The sequence below is a fragment of the Nocardioides sp. NPDC092400 genome (assembly GCF_040684155.1).
GTDB lineage: Bacteria > Actinomycetota > Actinomycetes > Propionibacteriales > Nocardioidaceae > Nocardioides.
The window spans coordinates 265875-282640 of sequence record NZ_JBFBFJ010000004.1 but is presented as its reverse complement, the minus strand read 5'-3'; the positions used below and the strand labels follow the sequence as shown (position 1 = coordinate 282640).

Annotated in this window: 19 protein-coding genes; 8 read left to right on the top strand and 11 right to left on the bottom strand. The window is 73.7% G+C overall.

All coding sequences use genetic code 11. The features are described from left to right. Position 1 precedes the first annotated feature (1 nt). Both AB0N29_RS15065 and AB0N29_RS15060 read right to left on the bottom strand, forming a co-directional pair. A complete protein-coding gene (locus AB0N29_RS15065; RefSeq protein ID WP_364867916.1) occupies positions 2 to 1336 on the bottom strand; it encodes a CapA family protein in 1335 nt (444 codons plus the stop codon). Between the two features lie 172 nt (positions 1337 to 1508). Then, complete coding sequence (locus AB0N29_RS15060; protein WP_302268452.1) at positions 1509 to 1961, bottom strand: NUDIX domain-containing protein; 453 nt, start codon at positions 1959 to 1961, stop codon at positions 1509 to 1511. 65 nt (positions 1962 to 2026) lie between these two features. On the opposite strand from AB0N29_RS15060, the gene AB0N29_RS15055 reads away from it, so the two are divergent. Then, complete coding sequence (locus tag AB0N29_RS15055) at positions 2027 to 2872, top strand: aldo/keto reductase (protein WP_302268453.1); 846 nt, start codon at positions 2027 to 2029, stop codon at positions 2870 to 2872. A gap of 52 nt (positions 2873 to 2924) precedes the next feature. Here AB0N29_RS15055 and AB0N29_RS15050 read toward each other — a convergent pair whose 3' ends face one another. Continuing rightward, the gene (locus AB0N29_RS15050; RefSeq protein WP_302268454.1) at positions 2925 to 3443 is read right to left on the bottom strand and encodes a universal stress protein; all 519 of its coding nucleotides are present in this window, start codon (positions 3441 to 3443) and stop codon (positions 2925 to 2927) included. Between the two features lie 10 nt (positions 3444 to 3453). After that, positions 3454 to 3954 (bottom strand): MarR family transcriptional regulator, encoded by a 501-nt coding sequence (locus tag AB0N29_RS15045; protein WP_364867912.1) that lies wholly within the window; start codon positions 3952 to 3954, stop codon positions 3454 to 3456. Between the two features lie 40 nt (positions 3955 to 3994). Between AB0N29_RS15045 and AB0N29_RS15040 the strand changes: the two genes are divergently transcribed. After that, on the top strand, positions 3995 to 4939 hold the full coding sequence (locus AB0N29_RS15040; protein WP_364867910.1) for an EamA family transporter: 945 nt from the start codon (positions 3995 to 3997) through the stop codon (positions 4937 to 4939). Beyond that, entirely contained in the window at positions 4863 to 6140 is a 1278-nt protein-coding gene (locus tag AB0N29_RS15035; protein ID WP_364867908.1) for an MFS transporter, read from the top strand. Before AB0N29_RS15040 ends, AB0N29_RS15035 begins: the two co-directional genes overlap by 77 nt. On the opposite strand, the gene AB0N29_RS15030 is transcribed toward AB0N29_RS15035, so the two are convergent. From AB0N29_RS15030 to AB0N29_RS15020, 3 genes are all read right to left on the bottom strand, one after another. Next, positions 6127 to 6714 carry a hypothetical protein gene (locus AB0N29_RS15030; RefSeq protein ID WP_302268458.1) on the bottom strand — a complete coding sequence of 196 codons (588 nt, stop codon included), beginning with the start codon at positions 6712 to 6714 and terminating at the stop codon, positions 6127 to 6129. The two genes, AB0N29_RS15035 and AB0N29_RS15030, sit on opposite strands and share 14 nt — an antisense overlap. 104 nt (positions 6715 to 6818) lie before the next feature. Continuing rightward, complete coding sequence (locus AB0N29_RS15025; protein WP_364867905.1) at positions 6819 to 7304, bottom strand: nitroreductase/quinone reductase family protein; 486 nt, start codon at positions 7302 to 7304, stop codon at positions 6819 to 6821. A gap of 11 nt (positions 7305 to 7315) precedes the next feature. Further along, the gene (locus tag AB0N29_RS15020; protein ID WP_364867903.1) at positions 7316 to 7738 is read right to left on the bottom strand and encodes a nuclear transport factor 2 family protein; all 423 of its coding nucleotides are present in this window, start codon (positions 7736 to 7738) and stop codon (positions 7316 to 7318) included. Positions 7739 to 7784: 46 nt separating this feature from the next. Here AB0N29_RS15020 and AB0N29_RS15015 point away from each other — a divergent pair, with 46 nt between their 5' ends. The 5 genes from AB0N29_RS15015 (at position 7785) to AB0N29_RS14995 (ending at position 12371) form a co-directional block, all read left to right on the top strand. Next, entirely contained in the window at positions 7785 to 8663 is an 879-nt protein-coding gene (locus AB0N29_RS15015; RefSeq protein WP_302268461.1) for a TIGR03619 family F420-dependent LLM class oxidoreductase, read from the top strand. Next, positions 8660 to 9805, top strand: coding sequence for a hypothetical protein (locus AB0N29_RS15010; protein ID WP_364867901.1), 1146 nt, complete (start codon positions 8660 to 8662; stop codon positions 9803 to 9805). Before AB0N29_RS15015 ends, AB0N29_RS15010 begins: the two co-directional genes overlap by 4 nt. Continuing rightward, positions 9802 to 10647: an SDR family oxidoreductase gene (locus AB0N29_RS15005; protein WP_302268463.1), complete on the top strand. Its 846-nt coding sequence runs from the start codon at positions 9802 to 9804 to the stop codon at positions 10645 to 10647. Before AB0N29_RS15010 ends, AB0N29_RS15005 begins: the two co-directional genes overlap by 4 nt. After that, entirely contained in the window at positions 10644 to 11816 is a 1173-nt protein-coding gene (locus AB0N29_RS15000; RefSeq protein ID WP_364867898.1) for a sulfotransferase, read from the top strand. Before AB0N29_RS15005 ends, AB0N29_RS15000 begins: the two co-directional genes overlap by 4 nt. A gap of 96 nt (positions 11817 to 11912) precedes the next feature. Beyond that, positions 11913 to 12371, top strand: a complete 459-nt coding sequence (locus AB0N29_RS14995) for a hypothetical protein (RefSeq protein ID WP_364867896.1) — start codon at positions 11913 to 11915, stop codon at positions 12369 to 12371. Positions 12372 to 12402: 31 nt separating this feature from the next. Here AB0N29_RS14995 and AB0N29_RS14990 read toward each other — a convergent pair whose 3' ends face one another. From AB0N29_RS14990 to AB0N29_RS14975, 4 genes are all read right to left on the bottom strand, one after another. Then, on the bottom strand, positions 12403 to 13704 hold the full coding sequence (locus AB0N29_RS14990) for an MFS transporter (RefSeq protein WP_302268466.1): 1302 nt from the start codon (positions 13702 to 13704) through the stop codon (positions 12403 to 12405). Positions 13705 to 13773: 69 nt separating this feature from the next. After that, positions 13774 to 14739, bottom strand: a complete 966-nt coding sequence (locus tag AB0N29_RS14985; protein ID WP_364867893.1) for an alpha/beta hydrolase — start codon at positions 14737 to 14739, stop codon at positions 13774 to 13776. Continuing rightward, entirely contained in the window at positions 14736 to 15350 is a 615-nt protein-coding gene (locus tag AB0N29_RS14980; RefSeq protein WP_364867891.1) for a TetR/AcrR family transcriptional regulator, read from the bottom strand. The genes AB0N29_RS14985 and AB0N29_RS14980 overlap by 4 nt, the downstream gene beginning before the upstream one ends. Beyond that, entirely contained in the window at positions 15347 to 16750 is a 1404-nt protein-coding gene (locus tag AB0N29_RS14975) for an NAD(P)-binding domain-containing protein (protein ID WP_302268469.1), read from the bottom strand. Before AB0N29_RS14975 ends, AB0N29_RS14980 begins: the two co-directional genes overlap by 4 nt. Positions 16751 to 16766 lie beyond the last annotated feature (16 nt).

The following is a 16766-nucleotide window of genomic DNA, read 5'->3' as shown; positions in this document are numbered from 1 at the left end:
GTCAGCGCGCGAAGGGGCCGGTGCTCGTCGACCAGACGTCGTCGAGGATCCCCGCCGCGCGGTCGCCGGTGACGAACCGGGGCGCGAAGTCCGTGGTCGCCATCGCGTACGGCACCAGCCGCAGCGCCTCGAGCTCCGCACCCCACAGCGTCGCCTCGAGCACGACGCCCTCGCGGACCTCCTCGTCGGGGAAGTCCATGTCGAAGACGAAGTTGCCCAGCGAGTGCACGACCGGCACCCCCGCCACCGCGTCCACGCCCTGCACCCAGTGCGGGTGCCCGCCCACCACCAGGTCCGCGCCGGCGGCGACGAGGCGCCGGGCGACCGTGCGCTGCACGGGCACGGGCTCGTGGGTGTACTGCGTGCCCCAGTGCGGCAGGACCACGACCACGTCGGCCCGCTCCTGCGCCCGCGCGACCGTGCGCTCGACGTGGCGGACGTCGGCCTCCACCAGCGGACCCGTCCGCGGCGGCATCCGCACGCCCAGCGCACCGGGACTCGTGGGCGTCGCCTGCGGGGTCTCCCCGATCGCGTTGAACCCGACGAAGGCGAGCCGCACGTCGCCCACGCGCCGGTACGCCGGCCGGCTGGCCGCCGCCCGGTCCGGCCCCGCCCCGAACACCCCGACCGGGCTGCGGCGCAACGTGCGGACCGTGTCGAGCAGGGCCCCGGTGCCGTGGTCGCCGGCGTGGTTGTTGGCCAGCGAGAGGACGTCGAAGCCGGCCCGGCGCAGCGGCCGCAGCAGGGCCGGCGTCGCGCCGAACGAGTCGCCGCCCTGGGTCGGTGCCCCGGCGAGGCTCAGCGTGCTCTCGAGGTTGCCGACGGTGACGTCGGCGCTCCGCAGGCGGCGCGCGGTCGGGGCGAGCGCTCCCCAGGGGTCAGGGACCCCGCGGACCAGCATCACGTCGCCCACCACGGTCAGGCCGACCGCCCGCGGGTCGTCGCGGACCGGGTCGCGGCCGGCCACCAACGCCGCGACCACCGTCGGCCGGACGTCCGCGAGCGGCACGACCGCCAGCGTGCCCGGGTCGCCCTCGACCGCCCGCAGGCGCTGCTCGACGCGACCGGTCGTCACCACCCGCCGGCCGCGCCACCGGGTCACCTCGCCGGCGGCCAGCCGCGCCGCCGTACCCCTCGACAGGCGCAGCTGCGGCTCGGTCGCGTGGCCGACCACCACGAGCCGCCGCTCCTGCTCCGGCCGCCGGTCCTCGTCCGGGTCGGGCGCCGTCACCGGGGACGACCCCGGCTCGGCCGCCTCCCGCGGCTGCGACGCCTCGCCGGTGCACCCGGTCAGCAGGAGCACCGCCCCGACCAGACCCGCACCCCAGCGCCTCATCGGGCCACGCTAGCGGCGACGTGCAACGCGCTGTCCAGTGATCTGGCGCGCTGTTGGGGCGTCCACCGCGCCGTCGGAGTGTCTACCGCGCCGTCGGGACGACTACCGCGCCGGTGGAACGGCGCGGCAGACGTCCGGACAGCGCGTTGCAAGCAGCAAGCCGCGGCCCCGGTCAGCCGACCAGGCGCAGCGCCAGGTCGACGAGGGAGACGTGCGGCAGGCGGGCGGCCTCGTCGGGGGTGAACCAGCGGGCCTCGTCGGTGGTGCCGTCGACCTCGGGGGTGAGCTCGCCGCCGACGACCCGGGCGGAGAAGAGCACGCGGACGGCCTTCATCGGGCGGTCGGTGTCGACGTGGCGGCGGGTGGCGGGGATGACGTAGGTGTCGACGGTGAGCAGCCGGTCGAGCTCGACGTCGTACCCGGTCTCCTCGCGGACCTCGCGCACCGCACCCTCCTCGACGGTCTCGTCGAGCTCGACACCGCCGCCGGGGAGCGTCCACCGGCCGCCGTCGGAGGCCTCGTTCCACAGCGCGAGCAGGATCCGGCCCTCGTCGTCGGTGATCACGGCGTACGACGCCAGGCGGGTGTCGTAGGAGGTGTAGGGGACGGGCTCGGGAGTGCTCACGTGAGCATTCTCGCTTCCCGGCCCAGGCCGGAAGGATTTGGACCCGCCTGGTCTTGTCGATCCACATGACCGTTCCGACCATCACCCTGAACAACCAGACGACGATCCCGCAGCTCGGCTTCGGCGTGTACCAGGTGCCGCCGGAGGAGACGGCGGCCGCGGTGGGCACGGCGCTGGAGATCGGCTACCGGCACATCGACACCGCGCAGATGTACCAGAACGAGGCGGGTGTCGGCGAGGCGATCAAGGCCGCCGGCATCGCCCGCGACGAGCTGTGGATCACCAGCAAGCTCAACAACGGCTTCCACCGCCCCGACGACGCCCGCCGGGCCTTCGACGAGACGCTGGACAAGCTCGGCCTCGACACGATCGACCTCTTCCTCATCCACTGGCCGCTGCCGACGCTGTACGACGGCGACTACGTCTCGACCTGGCGCACGCTGGCCGAGTTCGTCGAGCAGGGCCGCGCCCGGGCCGTCGGCGTCTCGAACTTCCAGCCGGCCCACCTCGACCGGATCGTCGAGGAGACCGGCGTCGTGCCGGCGGTCAACCAGATCGAGGTGCACCCCTACTTCTGCAACGAGGAGGCGCGCGCCGCCTCGATCCGCCACGGCGTCGAGGTCGAGGCGTGGTCGCCGATCGCGCAGGGCGCGGTCCTCGACGACGAGGTCATCGGCCGGATCGCGGCGACGTACGGCAAGACGCCCGCGCAGGTGACCCTGCGCTGGCACATCGAGCGCGGCGACATCATCTTCCCGAAGTCGGTGACCGAGCAGCGGATCCGGGAGAACTTCGACATCTTCGACTTCTCGCTCACCGTCGACGAGGTCGCGGAGATCAGCGCGCTCGACCGCGGGGAGGACGGCCGCACCGGCCCGAACCCCGACACGTTCGACTACGTCCCGTCCTGACGGGCCGGTCCTGACGGGCGCCCCCGGCAGCGGCACCGCCGCCGGGGGGCCCTCACTCGGAGGGCTGCAGCGCCACGTCGAGGGTGCGGGTGCGCTCGGTCTCGTTGGTCCGGGCGCCGCGGACGACGACGACCGGGCAGGCCGCGTGCCGGACCAGCTGGTCGGTCGTCGAGCCGAGGGTCAGGCCGCGGAACCCACCGCGGCCGCGGGCGGAGACGACGACCAGGTCGGCGTGCTGCGAGGCCTCGAGCAGGGAGTTCCCCGCGGGGCCGCAGTAGGCCTCGTAGGAGATCTCCACGCCCTCGCCCCGGGCGGCGAGCACGTCCGCGACGTCGCCGCGGAGGTCGTCGAGCACGGCGGCCTCGAAGTCGGCGCGCGGCGGCACGTACCCGAAGGTCTGCGTCTTCGGGCGCGGTGCGGTGGACATCGTCCAGGCGCGCAGCAGCGTGATCGAGCCGCCCACCGCGCGGGCGTGGTCCAGCGCCCACTCCAGCGCGTGCAGCGCGGGCTCGGAGCCGTCGTTGCCGACGACGATGCGGGGGCCGGAAGAGGTCTGCGCGGTCTCGGTCATGCCTCGCAGACTAGTCGCCGGACTCCAGCGCCCGGCCCCACTGCTCCAGCAGCCCGGCGAGCTGCGCGCGCTCCTCGGCACTGAAGCCCGCGAGCAGCCGGTGCTCGTTGGCGACGTGCTCGGTGAAGGCCCGGTCGATGAGCGCGCGGCCGGCGTCGGTCAGCGCGACGACCCGTCCCCTGCCGTCCTGGCGGTCGACCCGCCGGGTGACCCAGCCCTGCTGCTCGCAGCGGTCGACCCGCTTGGTGACCGCGCCCGAGCTGACCATCGTCGAGGCGGCGAGCACCCCCGGCGCCAGCTCGTACGGCGCGCCGGCGCGCCGCAGCGCGGCGAGGACGTCGAACTCGCCCTCCCCCAGCCCGTGCCGCGCGTAGACGGCGACCAGCTCCTCGGTCAGCCGGCCCGCGAGCCGGTGCAGCCGGGCGACGACCCCCAGGGGCGCGACGTCCAGGTCGGGCCGCTCGGCCCGCCACTGGGCGATGACCGTGCCGACGAAGTCCGGGTCCTCCACGGCTTGGAATATATCTGACTCGGAAGATACTTTGTCTTCCGTGGAAACTATCTCGTGGCGCACCGTCGCCCTCACCGCGGTCGCGCCGGTCGTCTGGGGGACGACGTACCTCACGACCGAGGAGCTGCTCCCGCCCGACCGCCCGCTCTTCGCCGCCCTGGCCCGCGCCCTCCCCGCCGGCCTGCTCCTCCTGGCGTGGCGCCGGCGGCTGCCCACCGGCGTCTGGTGGTGGCGGTCGGTCGTGCTCGGGCTGTGCAACATCGGGCTGTTCTTCCCCCTGCTCTTCCTCGCGGCGTACTCGCTGCCCGGCGGGCTGGCGGCGACCCTCCAGGCGACGCTCCCCCTCGCCGTCCTGGGCATCGCCTACGTCGCGCTCGGCGAGCGGGCGTCCGGGGCGCGGGTGGTGGCGGCCCTGGTCGGGCTGGCCGGCGTCGGGCTGCTGGTGCTGCAGAACCCCGGCGGCGTCGACCCGGTCGGCCTCGCCGCGGCGGCGGCGTCGGTGGTGGCCTCCGCCGTCGGCCTGGTGCTGGTCAAGCGCTGGCCGGCGCCGGTCGACATGCTGACCCTGGTCTCCTGGCAGCTGGTCGTCGGCGGGCTCGCGCTGCTGCCGGTGGCCCTGCTCGTCGAGGGACCGCCGCCCGCGGTCGACCTCCCGGCACTCGCGGGCTACCTGTGGCTCGGCGGGGCCGGGACCGTGCTGGCCTACGTCTGCTGGTTCCGCGGGGTCGCCCGGATGCCGGCGGGCGCGGTGGCGATCGTCGGGCTGCTCAACCCGGTGGTCGGCACCGGCCTCGGCGTGCTGGTCGCCGGCGAGGCGTTCGGCCCGGTCCAGGCGCTCGGCGTGCTGCTCGTGCTCGGTGGGGTGGTCGCCGGCCAGCGGCGACCGCGGGTCGTGCAGGATCGGGCGGATGGCGAGGCTGCTGGCGAGGCGGAGGTCGAGCGGGCGCGCGCCGAGCACCGGCGGGAGCGGCTTCCGGCTGCGTGACGTCGCGGTCGCGGCGTACGGCCCGACGGTCGTCAACGCGACCGGCCACGGCGCGGTCATGCCGGTGCTGGCCCTGCGGGCCCGCGAGCTCGGCGCCGACGTCAGCACCGCCGCGACCGTCGTCGCCCTCCTCGGCGTCGGCATGCTGCTGGCCTCCCTGCCGGCCGGGGCGCTGGTGGCCCGGATCGGGGAGCGCCGGACGCTGGTGGCGGCCGGCATGGTCGACGCGGTCGTCATGGTGGCCGCCGCACTGAGCTCCTCGGTGCTCGTCCTGGGGATCGCGGTGACGCTGAGCGGGATGACCTGGACGGCGTTCCTGCTCGCCCGGCAGGGGTTCATGATCGACGCCGTCCCGCTCGCCCACCGCGCTCGCGCGCTGGCGGCGCTCGGCGGGGCGCACCGGGTGGGCCTGCTGGTCGGGCCGCTGCTCGGCGCCGTGCTCATCCACCTCGCCGACCTGCGCGCCACCTTCGTGCTCGCCGCCGGGCTCTCGGTGGTCGCCGGCCTGATGGCGCTGCTCATGCCCGACCTCGGCGCCGCCGGGCGGGACCAGCAGCAGGCGGCCGGCGGTCACCTCGGCGTGTGGGCGGTGCTGCGGGCGCACCGCCGGACCCTGCTGACCCTCGGCACCGCCGTGGTCGTGATCGGCGCCTCCCGGTCGGTCCGCAACGGCCTGCTCCCGCTGTGGGCGGACCACGTCGGCATCCCGGCCTCGACCACCTCGGTGATCTTCGGCGTCGCCGCCGCCGTGGACATCGCGTTCTTCTACCCCGGCGGCTGGCTGATGGACACCCGCGGCCGGACCGTCGTGGCGGTGCCGGTCGTGCTGAGCGTGGCGGTCGCGGCGCTGCTGCTGCCGCTGGCGCACTCGGTCGCCGCGGTGACCGCGGTCGTCGCGCTCATCGCGGTCGGCAACGGGCTCGGCTCGGGCATCGTGATGACGCTCGGCGCGGACGCCGCGCCGGCGGTCGGACGCTCCCAGTTCCTCGGCGGCTGGCGGCTGTGCGGCGACCTGGGCAACACCGGCGGCCCGCTGCTGGTGGCCGGCGTCGCGGCCGTCGCGCCGCTCGCCGCGGCGTCGATCGCCGTGGGCGTCCTCGGCCTGGTCGGCACCGCCTGGGTCGGCTGGTGGGTGCGCGAGGCCGACCGCGCGGCGCGGCCGGGACCGACCCTGCCGGCCCGAGGGGTCAGCCGATCGTGACCTTCACGGGGTTGGACTCCAGCCCGCTGCTGGTGTCGACGACGCGGAACTCGTTCTCGCCGAGCTGGCCGGTCTGGATGTAGGTCGTGAACGTCTCGTTGCTCACCGACACCGTCACCGGGAAGTCCACCCACGCCCCGCCGGCCATCCGCTGCACCTGCAGGATCGCGCCCTCGCCGCCGGGGTAGACCCCGGTGAGGTCGATCTGCTGCATGGGGGTCACGCTGGTCTGGCCCGAGGACAGGGTGATCTCGCCCTCCTCCGGCTCCTCGGAGGTCTCCTCCGCCGACGGCTCGTCGTCCGCGCTGCCCTCCTGACCGGGGGCCAGGGTGACCAACGGGTCGCTGGGCTCCTCGGTCGGCTCCGGCTTGGGCAGGTAGAACGACTGCCCGTCCGAGGAGCCGCCCCCTTCGCTGCTGTCGCCGCCGAGCCCGAGCACGCTGACCGCGCCGAGCGCCACGCCGCCGAGCACCAGGCCGACCACCAGTCCCACGCCCACCAGCGCGAGCAGGCCGGTCAGCACGGGTCGGTCGGCGCGCTCGGGGCGCTCGTCGCTCAGCTCGTCGGGGGCCACGGGGACATTGTCGGGGACGGCACCTGATCGGCCAACCGCGCGACCACGGGGCGGCCCCGGTGCGCCATGCTGCGCCGAGGTGCTCGAGCTGCGCCGTGCCGGGCTCAGCGCGGCTCGAGCACCACGACGGGGATCTCGCGGTCGGTCCAGCGCTGGTAGCGGTCGAAGTCGGCGTACAGCTCGACCAGCCGCGGCCAGAGCGCGGCCCGCTCGTCGGGGTCGGCGACCCGGGCCCGCACGCGACGTACCCGCTCCCCCCGCAGGGCGACCACGGTGTCGGGCTGGGCCAGCAGGTTGCGGTACCACTGGGGGTGCTTGGGCAGTCCGCCCTGGGAGGCGACGACCACCAGGTCCGGCCCGTCCTCGAGGTAGAGCAGCGGGGTGGTGAACCGACTGCCGGACCTCCGCCCCACGTGGTCGAGCAGCAGCGTCGGCACGGGCCTGCGCCAGCCGGCGCCGACGCGCCACCTGCTGCCGACGCGGCCGTTGGTCGCGCGGAAGGCCGCGACCTGGACCTGCGCGACCCGCTTGAGCACCTTCGGGACGAGCGGGGAGTCCAGGCCGGCCGGCTTCTCGTCGGGGAGGCCCATGGCAGGGGAGCCTAGGCGCGCTTCCAGACGATCTGCTCGTGCAGTCGTCGGCTGCGCCAGCCCTCGGGCGTGCGGACCATCGAGTGGTGGTAGATCCCGCCGAACTCCACGACCCGCTCGGTGCCGTCCTCGCCGGTCACCGGCATCGGGTTGTGGAAGTACGCCGCCACCTCGGCCTCGTCGCCGGCCAGGTCGACGTCGACCTGGCCGAGGGTGTGCATCCGCCGGGGGAAGAACGCCGGCAGCACCTCGGCCAGCCAGGGCTTGACCGCGTCGTACCCGTCGGCGATCCCCCCGGACTCGGTGTAGTCGATCCGCGCGTCGGGGGTGAAGACCGTGTCGAGCCGGTCGAAGTCGCCGGTGTCGATCGCTCGGGTGTAGCGGGTCAGCACCGCGGCGATCTCGGTGCGGTCGACGAGCTCGTCCAGGTCCACGGGACGACCCTGGCACAGAAATGGAACACGTTCTACTGTTCGCGACATGCGATTCACCTACGCCGAGGCCATGACCCGGGTGGAGTACTACGCGCCCCTCGCGCAGGCGGCGGAGGCGGCCGGCTACACGAGCATGACCGTGGCCGACAGCCTGGTCTACCCCGAGGAGTCCGACTCCACCTACCCCTACACCGACACCGGCGACCGCGAGTTCCTGGAGGACAAGGACTTCATCGAGACGATGGTGCTCTGCGCCCACGTCTTCGCGCAGACCACCACGCTGCGCCTGACCCCCTTCGTCCTCAAGCTGCCGGTGCGGCCGCCGGTGCTGGTCGCCAAGCAGGCCTCCTCCCTGGCCTACCTCTCAGGCAACCGGCTCGGGCTGGGCGTCGGGCTCTCGCCGTGGCCGGAGGACTTCATGGCGATGGGGGTGCCGTGGGAGCGCCGCGGCAAGCGGATGGACGAGTGCCTCGACATCGTCCGCGGGCTCACCAGCGGGGGCTACTTCTCCTACAGCGGCCAGTTCTACGACGTCGCCCCGCTCAAGCAGAGCCCGGTCCCGACCGAGCGGGTGCCGCTGCTGGTCGGCGGGCACGCCGACGCCGCGCTGCGGCGGGCGGTGCGCAAGGGCGACGGTTGGATGCACGCCGGCGGCGACGGCGAGGAGCTGGACCGGCTGCTCGCCCGGCTCACCGAGATCCGCCAGGAGGAGGGCGACACCCGCGACGACTTCGAGGTCCACGTCATCTCCTACGACGCCTACACCCCCGACGGCATCAAGCGCCTCGAGGACAAGGGCGTCACCGACTGCATCGTCGGGTTCCGCGTGCCCTACATCGTCGGCCCCGACACCGAGCCGCTGGAGAAGAAGGTCGCCGCGCTGGAGCGGTTCGGCGAGAGCGTCATCGCGAAGGTGAACCCGTGAGCGGCTCCCTGGGCCTGACCAAGCCGCTGCAGGACGCCATCGCCGAGGCCGAGGAGCTGATCGCGAACGCGCCGTTCATCCGCACCGAGCAGGACCGGCTCGAGGGCTACGACTACCTCGCCGGGCGGATCCGGATGGCGATGCAGACGGCCTTCGACTACGACCTCGAGCGTCCGCTCTTCGTCAACCCGACCCACCAGTTCTCCCGGCAGGGCCTGGACAACCCCGACGCGATCTACTTCAACGCCTACCTGCGCGAGGGGGTCGAGTACGTCGTGCGCGGCCGCCGCGGCACGAGCGCCGACCTGTCCTTCCAGGTGATGGGAGGGGCCTACACCGCCACCAGCGCGGCGACGTCGATGCTCGCCTTCGACGACCGCGAGCTAGACATCGCCGAGGACGGCACCTTCGAGTTCACCTACACCGCCGAGCCCGGCGCCAAGACGCTCATCGTCCGCGAGGTCTTCAACGACTGGGACACCGAGGAGCGCGGCGTGCTCTGGATCGAGCGGCCCGACACCCTGGGCCGGCCGGCGAAGCCGCTGTCGCAGGCCACGCTCGCCAAGAAGTACGAGGTCGCCGCCCGGGCGCTGACCAGCTCGATCCAGACGTGGTTCGCCTTCCCCCACTTCTTCCAGTACGAGGAGCCGGTCAACACCCTGACCGCGCCGCGGTCGACCCCCGGCGGGCTCGCCTCGCAGCGGTCCTCGATCGGCCACTACGAGCTCGACGAGGACCAGGCCCTGGTCATCACCGTGCCCGAGTGCACCGACTGCGCCTACCAGGCGGTGCAGATCGGCTCGGACTGGTACGTCTCCACCGACTACGAGACCCACCAGACCTCGCTGACCAAGGCCCAGGCCGTCACCGACCCCGACGGGAGGATGCGGTTCGTCGTCTCCGAGCGGGACCCGGGCATCGCCAACTGGCTCGAGACCACCGGGCACCGCACCGGCGCGATGATGCTGCGCTGGCAGCGCCTCAAGCGCGACCTCGGCCCCGAGGACGGCCCCACCGTCGAGGTCGTGCCGTTCGACTCCGTGCGCGACCACCTCCCGCACCCCGCTCCCGTGACCCCCGAGGAGTACGCCGCGCGGATCGCCGCCCGGACCCGCTCCGTGGCCCGAAGGATGATCAGTTGAGCCCGCAGACCGCCACCGCCCACGTCGAGACCGACGCCGACGTCGAGGCCCGCTACCGGCCGCTCCCGCTCCTGGAGGGCAAGGTGCTCGTGCTCTCGGGCGTCGGCCCGGGCCTGGGCCGGGCCTTCGGCGAGGAGGCCGCCCGGATGGGCGCCGACCTCGTCCTGGTCAGCCGCACCGAGCGACGCCTGGAGAAGATGGCCGAGACCGTCCGCTCGCTGGGTCGCCGGGCGCTCGTCGTACCCACCGACATCACCGACGAGCCCTCGCGCGTCGCGCTGGTCGAGCGGGCCCTGGAGGAGTTCGGCCGGGTCGACTGCCTGATCAACAACGCGTTCGGCATCCCACCCATGGACCCGCTCACGAGCCTCGACCTCGACGGCCTCCGCGCCGCCAACGAGACCAACGTCTTCGCACCGCTGCGGCTGTCGGCGCTGTTCGCCGACGCCCTGGCGGCGACCCACGGCTCGGTGCTGATGGTCAACTCCTGCGTGCTCTACCAGTCCCAGGAGGAGTTCGCCGGCTACAAGCTGTCCAAGGGCGCGCTCGAGCACCTGTCGTCCTCGCTGGCCACCGAGCTGGGTCCCCGCGGGATCCGGGTCAACAGCGTGGCGCCGTCCTACATCTACGAGGACGTCAACAAGGGCTACTTCGACTGGCTCGCCTCGGAGTCGGGCCGCACCCACGACGAGGTGTACGCCGAGAAGGCCGCGCCGACCGACCTCAAGCGGCTCGCGAGTCCCGCCGAGGTCGCCCGCGCGGCGCTCGTCCTCGCCACCGACCTGTGCTCGGCGGTCACCGGCCAGGTGCTCAACGTCGACTGCGGGGAGTTCCACCGATGAGCGGCGCCACCGAGGGCCTCAACGTGATGACCCGCGAGCGCACCGACGTCGGCACCTACGAGGACATCCTCGCGGCGGCCGTGCGCACCACCGGCCTCGACGACCTCGGCGGCACCGCCCACGAGGAGGGCCTGCGCGTCCTGGTCGAGGACCTCGCCTCCCCCGAGGCCGGTCTCACGCCCCGCGGCAACTACTTCCAACGCTCGGAGGTCAAGAGCGCGCTCGTCGGGCGGCTGCTCACCCAGGCGCAGTTCACCGCCCGGCCCGAGCACGCGGAGGTGCCGATCGAGCGTCCGGTCTTCGTCATGGGCCTGCCGCGCACCGGCACCACCGCCCTGCACCGTCTGCTCCACGCCGACCCCCGGGCGCAGGGCCTGGAGATGTGGCTGACGCAGTACCCCCAGCCCCGCCCGCCGCGGGAGACGTGGGACTCCGACCCGATCTTCGGCGCGATGCAGCAGGCGTTCTCCGCCCATCACGTGGAGAGCCCGGAGTACATGGGCATCCACTACATGGACGCCACCACCGTCGAGGAGTGCTGGCGCCTCCTGCGCCAGACCGGGAAGTCCAGCTCCTACGAGTCGCTCGCGAACGTCCCGCGGTACTCCGCCTGGCTCGCCGAGCAGGACTGGACCGACGCCTACGCCCGGCACCGGCAGAACCTCCAGCTCGTTGGCCTCAACGACCCCGACAAGCGGTGGGTGCTCAAGAACCCCTCGCACATGACCGCGCTCGACGCGCTGATGGCGGTCTACCCCGACGCGCTGGTCGTCTACACCCACCGCGACCCGGTCGTGTGCATCGCCTCCTCGTGCTCGCTCTCGGCCGAGACCACGGCCGGGCACTCCACGACGTACGTCGGCGAGACGATCGGCCGCACCCAGCTCGACCTGTGGTCGCGCGCCTACCACTCCTTCCACGACGCCCGCGGGCGCTACGACCAGGCCCAGTTCGTCGACGTCGCCTTCGCCGACCTGCTCGCCGACCCGCTCGGCACCGCGCGGTCGGTCTACGAGCGCTTCGGGCTCGACTGGACTCCCGACGCGCAGGGCGCGATGGAGGAGATCGACCGGGAGTCCAAGCAGGGGGCCGCGAAGCCGTCCCACCGCTACGCCATCGAGGACTACGGGCTGAGCGAGGCCGACGTCCGCGCGGCGTTCGACCGGTAGCCCACCTCCCCTCCACAGGGAGCGTCCGCGCCCGGGGCTCCCCAGCCCGGTCGTCGAGGGGCACGCCGCGGGGCCGGCGCCGGGCAGCGTGGCCGCATGACGACCACCGCCCTCCTCACCGTCCCCAACGGCTGGCAGCACCACCCCGACCCGGCCCCCGACGTCCTGCTCGCCGCGCGCGGCGGCCCCCCGCCCGGCTCCGGCGTGCCGCCCGAGGTGGTCCTGCGCCGCACCGAGGTGCCCGCCCGGCTCGACGGCGACCTGGCCGGTTGGCGGGCCGCCGCGCTCGCCGACCTCGGCACCCTCCTGGACTCGTTCGCCCTGGAGGACGAGGAGGTGATCGACCTCGGGGGCCGCGACGTCGCCTACGCCCGCTTCGGCCACCGCGGCGTGGGCGCGGACCTGGTGACCGAGCAGTGGTCCTGGCTGCTCGGTCGCTGCGGGCTCACGCTGAGCGCCACGGTCGCGCTGGAGGACTACGCCGACCTGTGCGACGTGCTCGAGCGGGCCGCGGGGAGCGTCGAGCCGGGCGCGCTGCTGGCTGCGGTCCCCTGAGCCGGTGCTTGGTGCTGGCTGTGGTGCCGGCTCAGGCCTCGCCGGCCGCGGTCCGCACCGCGCGCTCGGCCACGGCGTGCTCGTCGGTGCGGTCGTCGTAGGACCAGAAGTCGCGGAGCCAGGCGGCGGTGAGGCCCACCCCGGCCAGGCAGGCGACGCCGCCGCTGGTGATCGCGCCGCGTACCGACCACAGGTCGGCGGTCACGCCGGCCCGGACCTGGCCGCCGAGCGGGCCGAGGGAGTAGGACAGCATCTCGATGCCGGCCAGCCGGCCGCGCATCGTCTCGGGGATCGTCTGGCTCCAGACGGTGGCCCGGAAGATGCCCGAGATCATGTCGGCGGTGCCGGACAGGCCGAGGAAGAGCAGCACCAGCCAGAACGACGGCATCACGCCGGCGACGGCCACGCACGCGCCGTACGCCGCGGCGGCCAGGACGATCGCTCGGCCGTGGTGGTGGACGCGGCTGGTCCACCCGCTCGTCGCGGTGGCGACCATCGCGCCGAGCGTCTGGGCGATGTAGAGCGCGCCGAGCAGCTCGGGGTTCTCGAAGACCTCCTCGACCAGCGCCGGGAACAGCACGACGGGCAGGGCCAGCAGCATCGCGGCGATGTCGACGAGGTAGGTGCCGAGCAGGTCGCGGCGCGACATCGCGTAGCGGATGCCCTGCCCGATGCCGGCCAGGCTCGGCGGGGTGGTCTCGGCCCGGTGAGGGTAGGACCCCATCCGGACGTAGAGCAGCGTGGCGACCACCAGGCCGGTGACGTCGAGGACGAAGCACCAGCCCAGCCCGACCGAGGCGATCAGCACGCCGCCGATGGCGGGGCCCACCAGCACGCCGGCCTGGATGCCGAGGCTGCCCAGGGCGTTCGCGGCCATGATCTGGTCGTGCCGCACGGTGCGCGGCAGGAGGGCCTCGCGCGAGGGCCGCTGCAGCGCCGAGGAGGAGACCAGGAAGACCGCCACCACGTAGACGACCCAGACGTCGGGCTCGTCGCGGAACGCGTTCGCGGCCAGCACGGCCGTGAAGAAGGCCTGCGCGACGCCGGTCCAGATGAGCAGCTTGCGCCGGTCCACGTGGTCGGCCAGCGCCCCGCCGTACAGGCCGAAGACCACCAGCGGGACCAGCTCGGCCAAGCCGATCGCGCCGACCGCGAAGTTGGAGCCGGTCAGCGAGTAGACCTGGTACGGCACCGCGACGTAGCTGACCATGCCGCCGAAGTAGAAGACCGTGCCGGCCCAGAAGAGCAGCCGGAAGTCGCGGGAGTCCCGCAGCGGGGTCGTGTCCACCCGCAGGCCGCGGAGGGTGGTGCGGATCCGTTCGGTCCGGGTCATGCGTCGATCACGAGGTGCGATGGTCGCACCTCGACCCGACCGGCGCGAAACGGTCGCCCGGCCCGCCGGTCAGGCGGCCGGCGCGAGGTGCCGGCGCAGGAAGGCCACCTGGTGCGCGAGCGCCGCCTCGAACCACTGCTTGCCGGCGTAGACGTCGAAGTGGTCGCAGGGGTAGTGGCGGACCTCCGCCCGGCCCTCGAAGGCCGCCTTCAGCGCCGCGTGCGGCGGCGCGCTGCGGTCGAAGTCGGCGATCTGCACGAGGAGCGGGCAGCTGACGTCCTTGGCGTGCCTGCCCGGTCGGTGCCCGCCGAGCTCGAGCCCGACGGTCGCGTCGACCTCGTTGCGCCAGCTCGGACCGGCGATCGCGAGGTAGTCCTCGTAGCACCCGTCCAGCGTCAGCGCGCCGAGCTCGCCCGGGCGGGCGACCACCGGCATCATCCGCGGCCCGGCGACCCGGCTGCGGACGCCCTCGACGGTCGAGCGGAGCATCGCCGAGGGCTTGTGGTGGGCCAGGGCGAGCCGGCCGGCCGCGAGGCCGTCGACCAGCGGGGTGAGCGCCACGACGGCCGCGACGTCGTCGCGGCCGGCGCCGGCGGCGAGCACGTGGCCGCCTGCCAGCGAGACCCCCCAGAGCACGATCCGCTCGGGGTCCACGCCGTCGAGCCTCTTCGCAGCGGTCATGGCCGCGCGGTAGTCCTCGAGCTGGCCGACCATCGAGACGGTCTGCCGCGGGGTGCCGCCGGAGGTGCCGAAGCCGCGGTAGTCGAAGGCCAGCACGTCGAGGCCCGCGGCGGCCAGGCCGGCGGCGTACGGCTCGAGCCCGGAGTCCTTGGTGCCGGCCAGGCCGTGCGCCATGACGACCACGGGCCGCCCGGCCGGGCCGGCAAGCTCCGCACCGGGTCCGGCGGCGGCCGGGAAGTGCCACCCCGAGAGCTCGGCGCCCGCGGAGGTGAAGGCGACGTCGTGCCGCACGGTGCGCGGCTCGTGGGCCTGCTGGCCGGTCTGCTGGGTGGGCTGGCTGGCCTGGCTGGTCATGAGGGGGTGGTCCTCCCGTAGATGGCGCTGGTCCACAGGTGCACGACGGCGTCGACGTGGGGGTCCCAGTCGGCGTCGTCGGGCGCGCGGACGAGGCGCTCGAGCGTGCGGTCGTTGAGGTCGAGCAGGGCGGTGGCGACGGCGGTGGCCGACGGACCCGCGGGCGCGAGCCCGGCGGCCCGCTCGGACTCGACGAGGGCGGCGACGACCTCGACGAACGACGCAGTCCGCGACTCCCACCGCTCCCGGACGGCGGCGCTGGTGGCGCGGGCCTCCAGCATCGCGAGGTGGACGTGGGTGCGCCGCCGCCAGCCCTCGATGACGGTGCGGATCGCAGCCGCGACCCGGTCGCGCATGACGCCCTCCCCGCCGAGCAGGCCGGCGGCGTCCCAGGCGTCGTCCTCCATCTCGTCCATCAGGGCGGCGACGGCGGCGGCCTTGTTCTCGAAGTAGAAGTAGAACGCCGACCGGGTGACCCCGGCCCGCCGCGAGAGGTCCGCGACGTTGATGTCCTCGAGCCGGGCGTCGCGGCCGGCGTCGCGCAGGTGGTGGTCCAGCGCCTCCAGGAGGGCGGCCCGGCGCTGGTCCCCCCGGGTGGCGGCGGGGCTCACGGGACGGCCGGCTCCGCGAGCGTCCCGGTCGGCGCGGTCCCCGGGGTGCCCTGGGCGGCCCGTCCGGCGAGCACAGGCGTGCCGAGGCGGCGGGCGCGCTCGCGTCCGGCCGGGAGCTCCTTGGTCCGCATCTGGTGCTCGTAGACGAAGTAGTCGAGCTGGTGGGTGTGCCGCGGCCGGTCGAGCATGTGCCCCATGTAGAGCGCGTCGTCGGCGCGGATCACCTCCTGCATCTCGGCGACCGACGGCGGCGCGTACTCCCCCACGGCGTACGCCGCGATCAGCCGCGCCTGGCTCTCGACGAACGGGAAGAGCGTGGGCGTCGCCTGCGCGAAGCCCGCGAAGAGCAGGTCGTCGAGGCCCGGCTTGATGATCCGCTTGTAGAGGTCGATCCGGTTCTCCGGCGCGCTGATGAAGTCGGGATCGAAGAACGGGAAGGTCAGGTTGTAGCCGGTGGCGTAGACGATGACGTCGAACTCCCCCGACGTGCCGTCCTCGAAGTGGACCGTGCCGCCCTCGAGGCGGGCGACGTTGCCCTTCGCGGTCACGTCGCCGGACTTCAGCCGCAGCGGCAGCTCGGTGGACTGGGTCGGGTGGGCCTCGAAGAACTTGTGGTTGGGCGAGGGCAGCCCGTAGTTCGTCGGGTCCGAGCCGGTGAACCGCTGGCCCCACTGGGCGACCTTCCGCTGCCAGGACAGCGGCAGCTGCGGGTAGGTCTTGTAGTTCATGTCGGCGGGCTTGCCGTACATCAGCTTCGGCACGATCCAGGCGCTGCTGCGGGTGGAGAGCGTGACCTCGTTGCGCAGGACCCGCTGGGAGAGCTCGACGGTGATGTCGGCGGCACTGTTGCCCAGGCCGACGACGAGGATCCGCTTGTCCATCAGGTGCAGCGGCGTCCAGGGGTCCACGTAGTGGTGGGAGTGGATGGACTCCCCGGTGAACTCGCCGGGGAACTGAGCGGTGCGGGGGTCCCAGTGGTGGCCGTTGGCGACCACGAGCAGGTCGAAGCGCCGGGTCTCCCCACGCTGCGTCTGCAGCTCCCAGCCGCCACCGGGCAGCCGCTCGGCGTGGACGACGCCGTTCTGGAACTCGATGCGCTCACGCACGCCGAACGCGTCGGCGTAGCTGTCGAGGTAGTCCTTGATGTCGGTGTGGTGCGGGAAGTCGGGGTAGTGCTCCGGCATCGGGAAGTCCTTGAAGGACAGCTGGTACTTCGAGGTGTCGATGTGGAGCGACCGGTAGGCGCTGCTGTGCCCGTTGGGGTTGCCGAAGGCCCAGTTGCCCCCCACCCGGTCGGAGCTCTCGAAGGTCGTGACGGGCACGCCGTAGTCGCCGAGCATCTTGGTGGCGGTGAGGCCGCTGATGCCGGCGCCAATGACGGCGGTGGTGGGGGCTGACATGCGCCGAAACTAGAAC

Coding starts and splice junctions, on each gene's coding strand:
- AB0N29_RS15065 (WP_364867916.1), bottom strand. CDS start 1,336: ATGAGGCGCTGGGGTGCGGGTCTGGTCGGGGCGGTGCTCCTGCTGACC.
- AB0N29_RS15055 (WP_302268453.1), top strand. CDS start 2,027: ATGACCGTTCCGACCATCACCCTGAACAACCAGACGACGATCCCGCAG.
- AB0N29_RS15050 (WP_302268454.1), bottom strand. CDS start 3,443: ATGACCGAGACCGCGCAGACCTCTTCCGGCCCCCGCATCGTCGTCGGC.
- AB0N29_RS15035 (WP_364867908.1), top strand. CDS start 4,863: ATGGCGAGGCTGCTGGCGAGGCGGAGGTCGAGCGGGCGCGCGCCGAGC.
- AB0N29_RS15025 (WP_364867905.1), bottom strand. CDS start 7,304: ATGGGCCTCCCCGACGAGAAGCCGGCCGGCCTGGACTCCCCGCTCGTC.
- AB0N29_RS15015 (WP_302268461.1), top strand. CDS start 7,785: ATGCGATTCACCTACGCCGAGGCCATGACCCGGGTGGAGTACTACGCG.
- AB0N29_RS15000 (WP_364867898.1), top strand. CDS start 10,644: ATGAGCGGCGCCACCGAGGGCCTCAACGTGATGACCCGCGAGCGCACC.
- AB0N29_RS14995 (WP_364867896.1), top strand. CDS start 11,913: ATGACGACCACCGCCCTCCTCACCGTCCCCAACGGCTGGCAGCACCAC.
- AB0N29_RS14990 (WP_302268466.1), bottom strand. CDS start 13,704: ATGACCCGGACCGAACGGATCCGCACCACCCTCCGCGGCCTGCGGGTG.
- AB0N29_RS14985 (WP_364867893.1), bottom strand. CDS start 14,739: ATGACCAGCCAGGCCAGCCAGCCCACCCAGCAGACCGGCCAGCAGGCC.
- AB0N29_RS14975 (WP_302268469.1), bottom strand. CDS start 16,750: ATGTCAGCCCCCACCACCGCCGTCATTGGCGCCGGCATCAGCGGCCTC.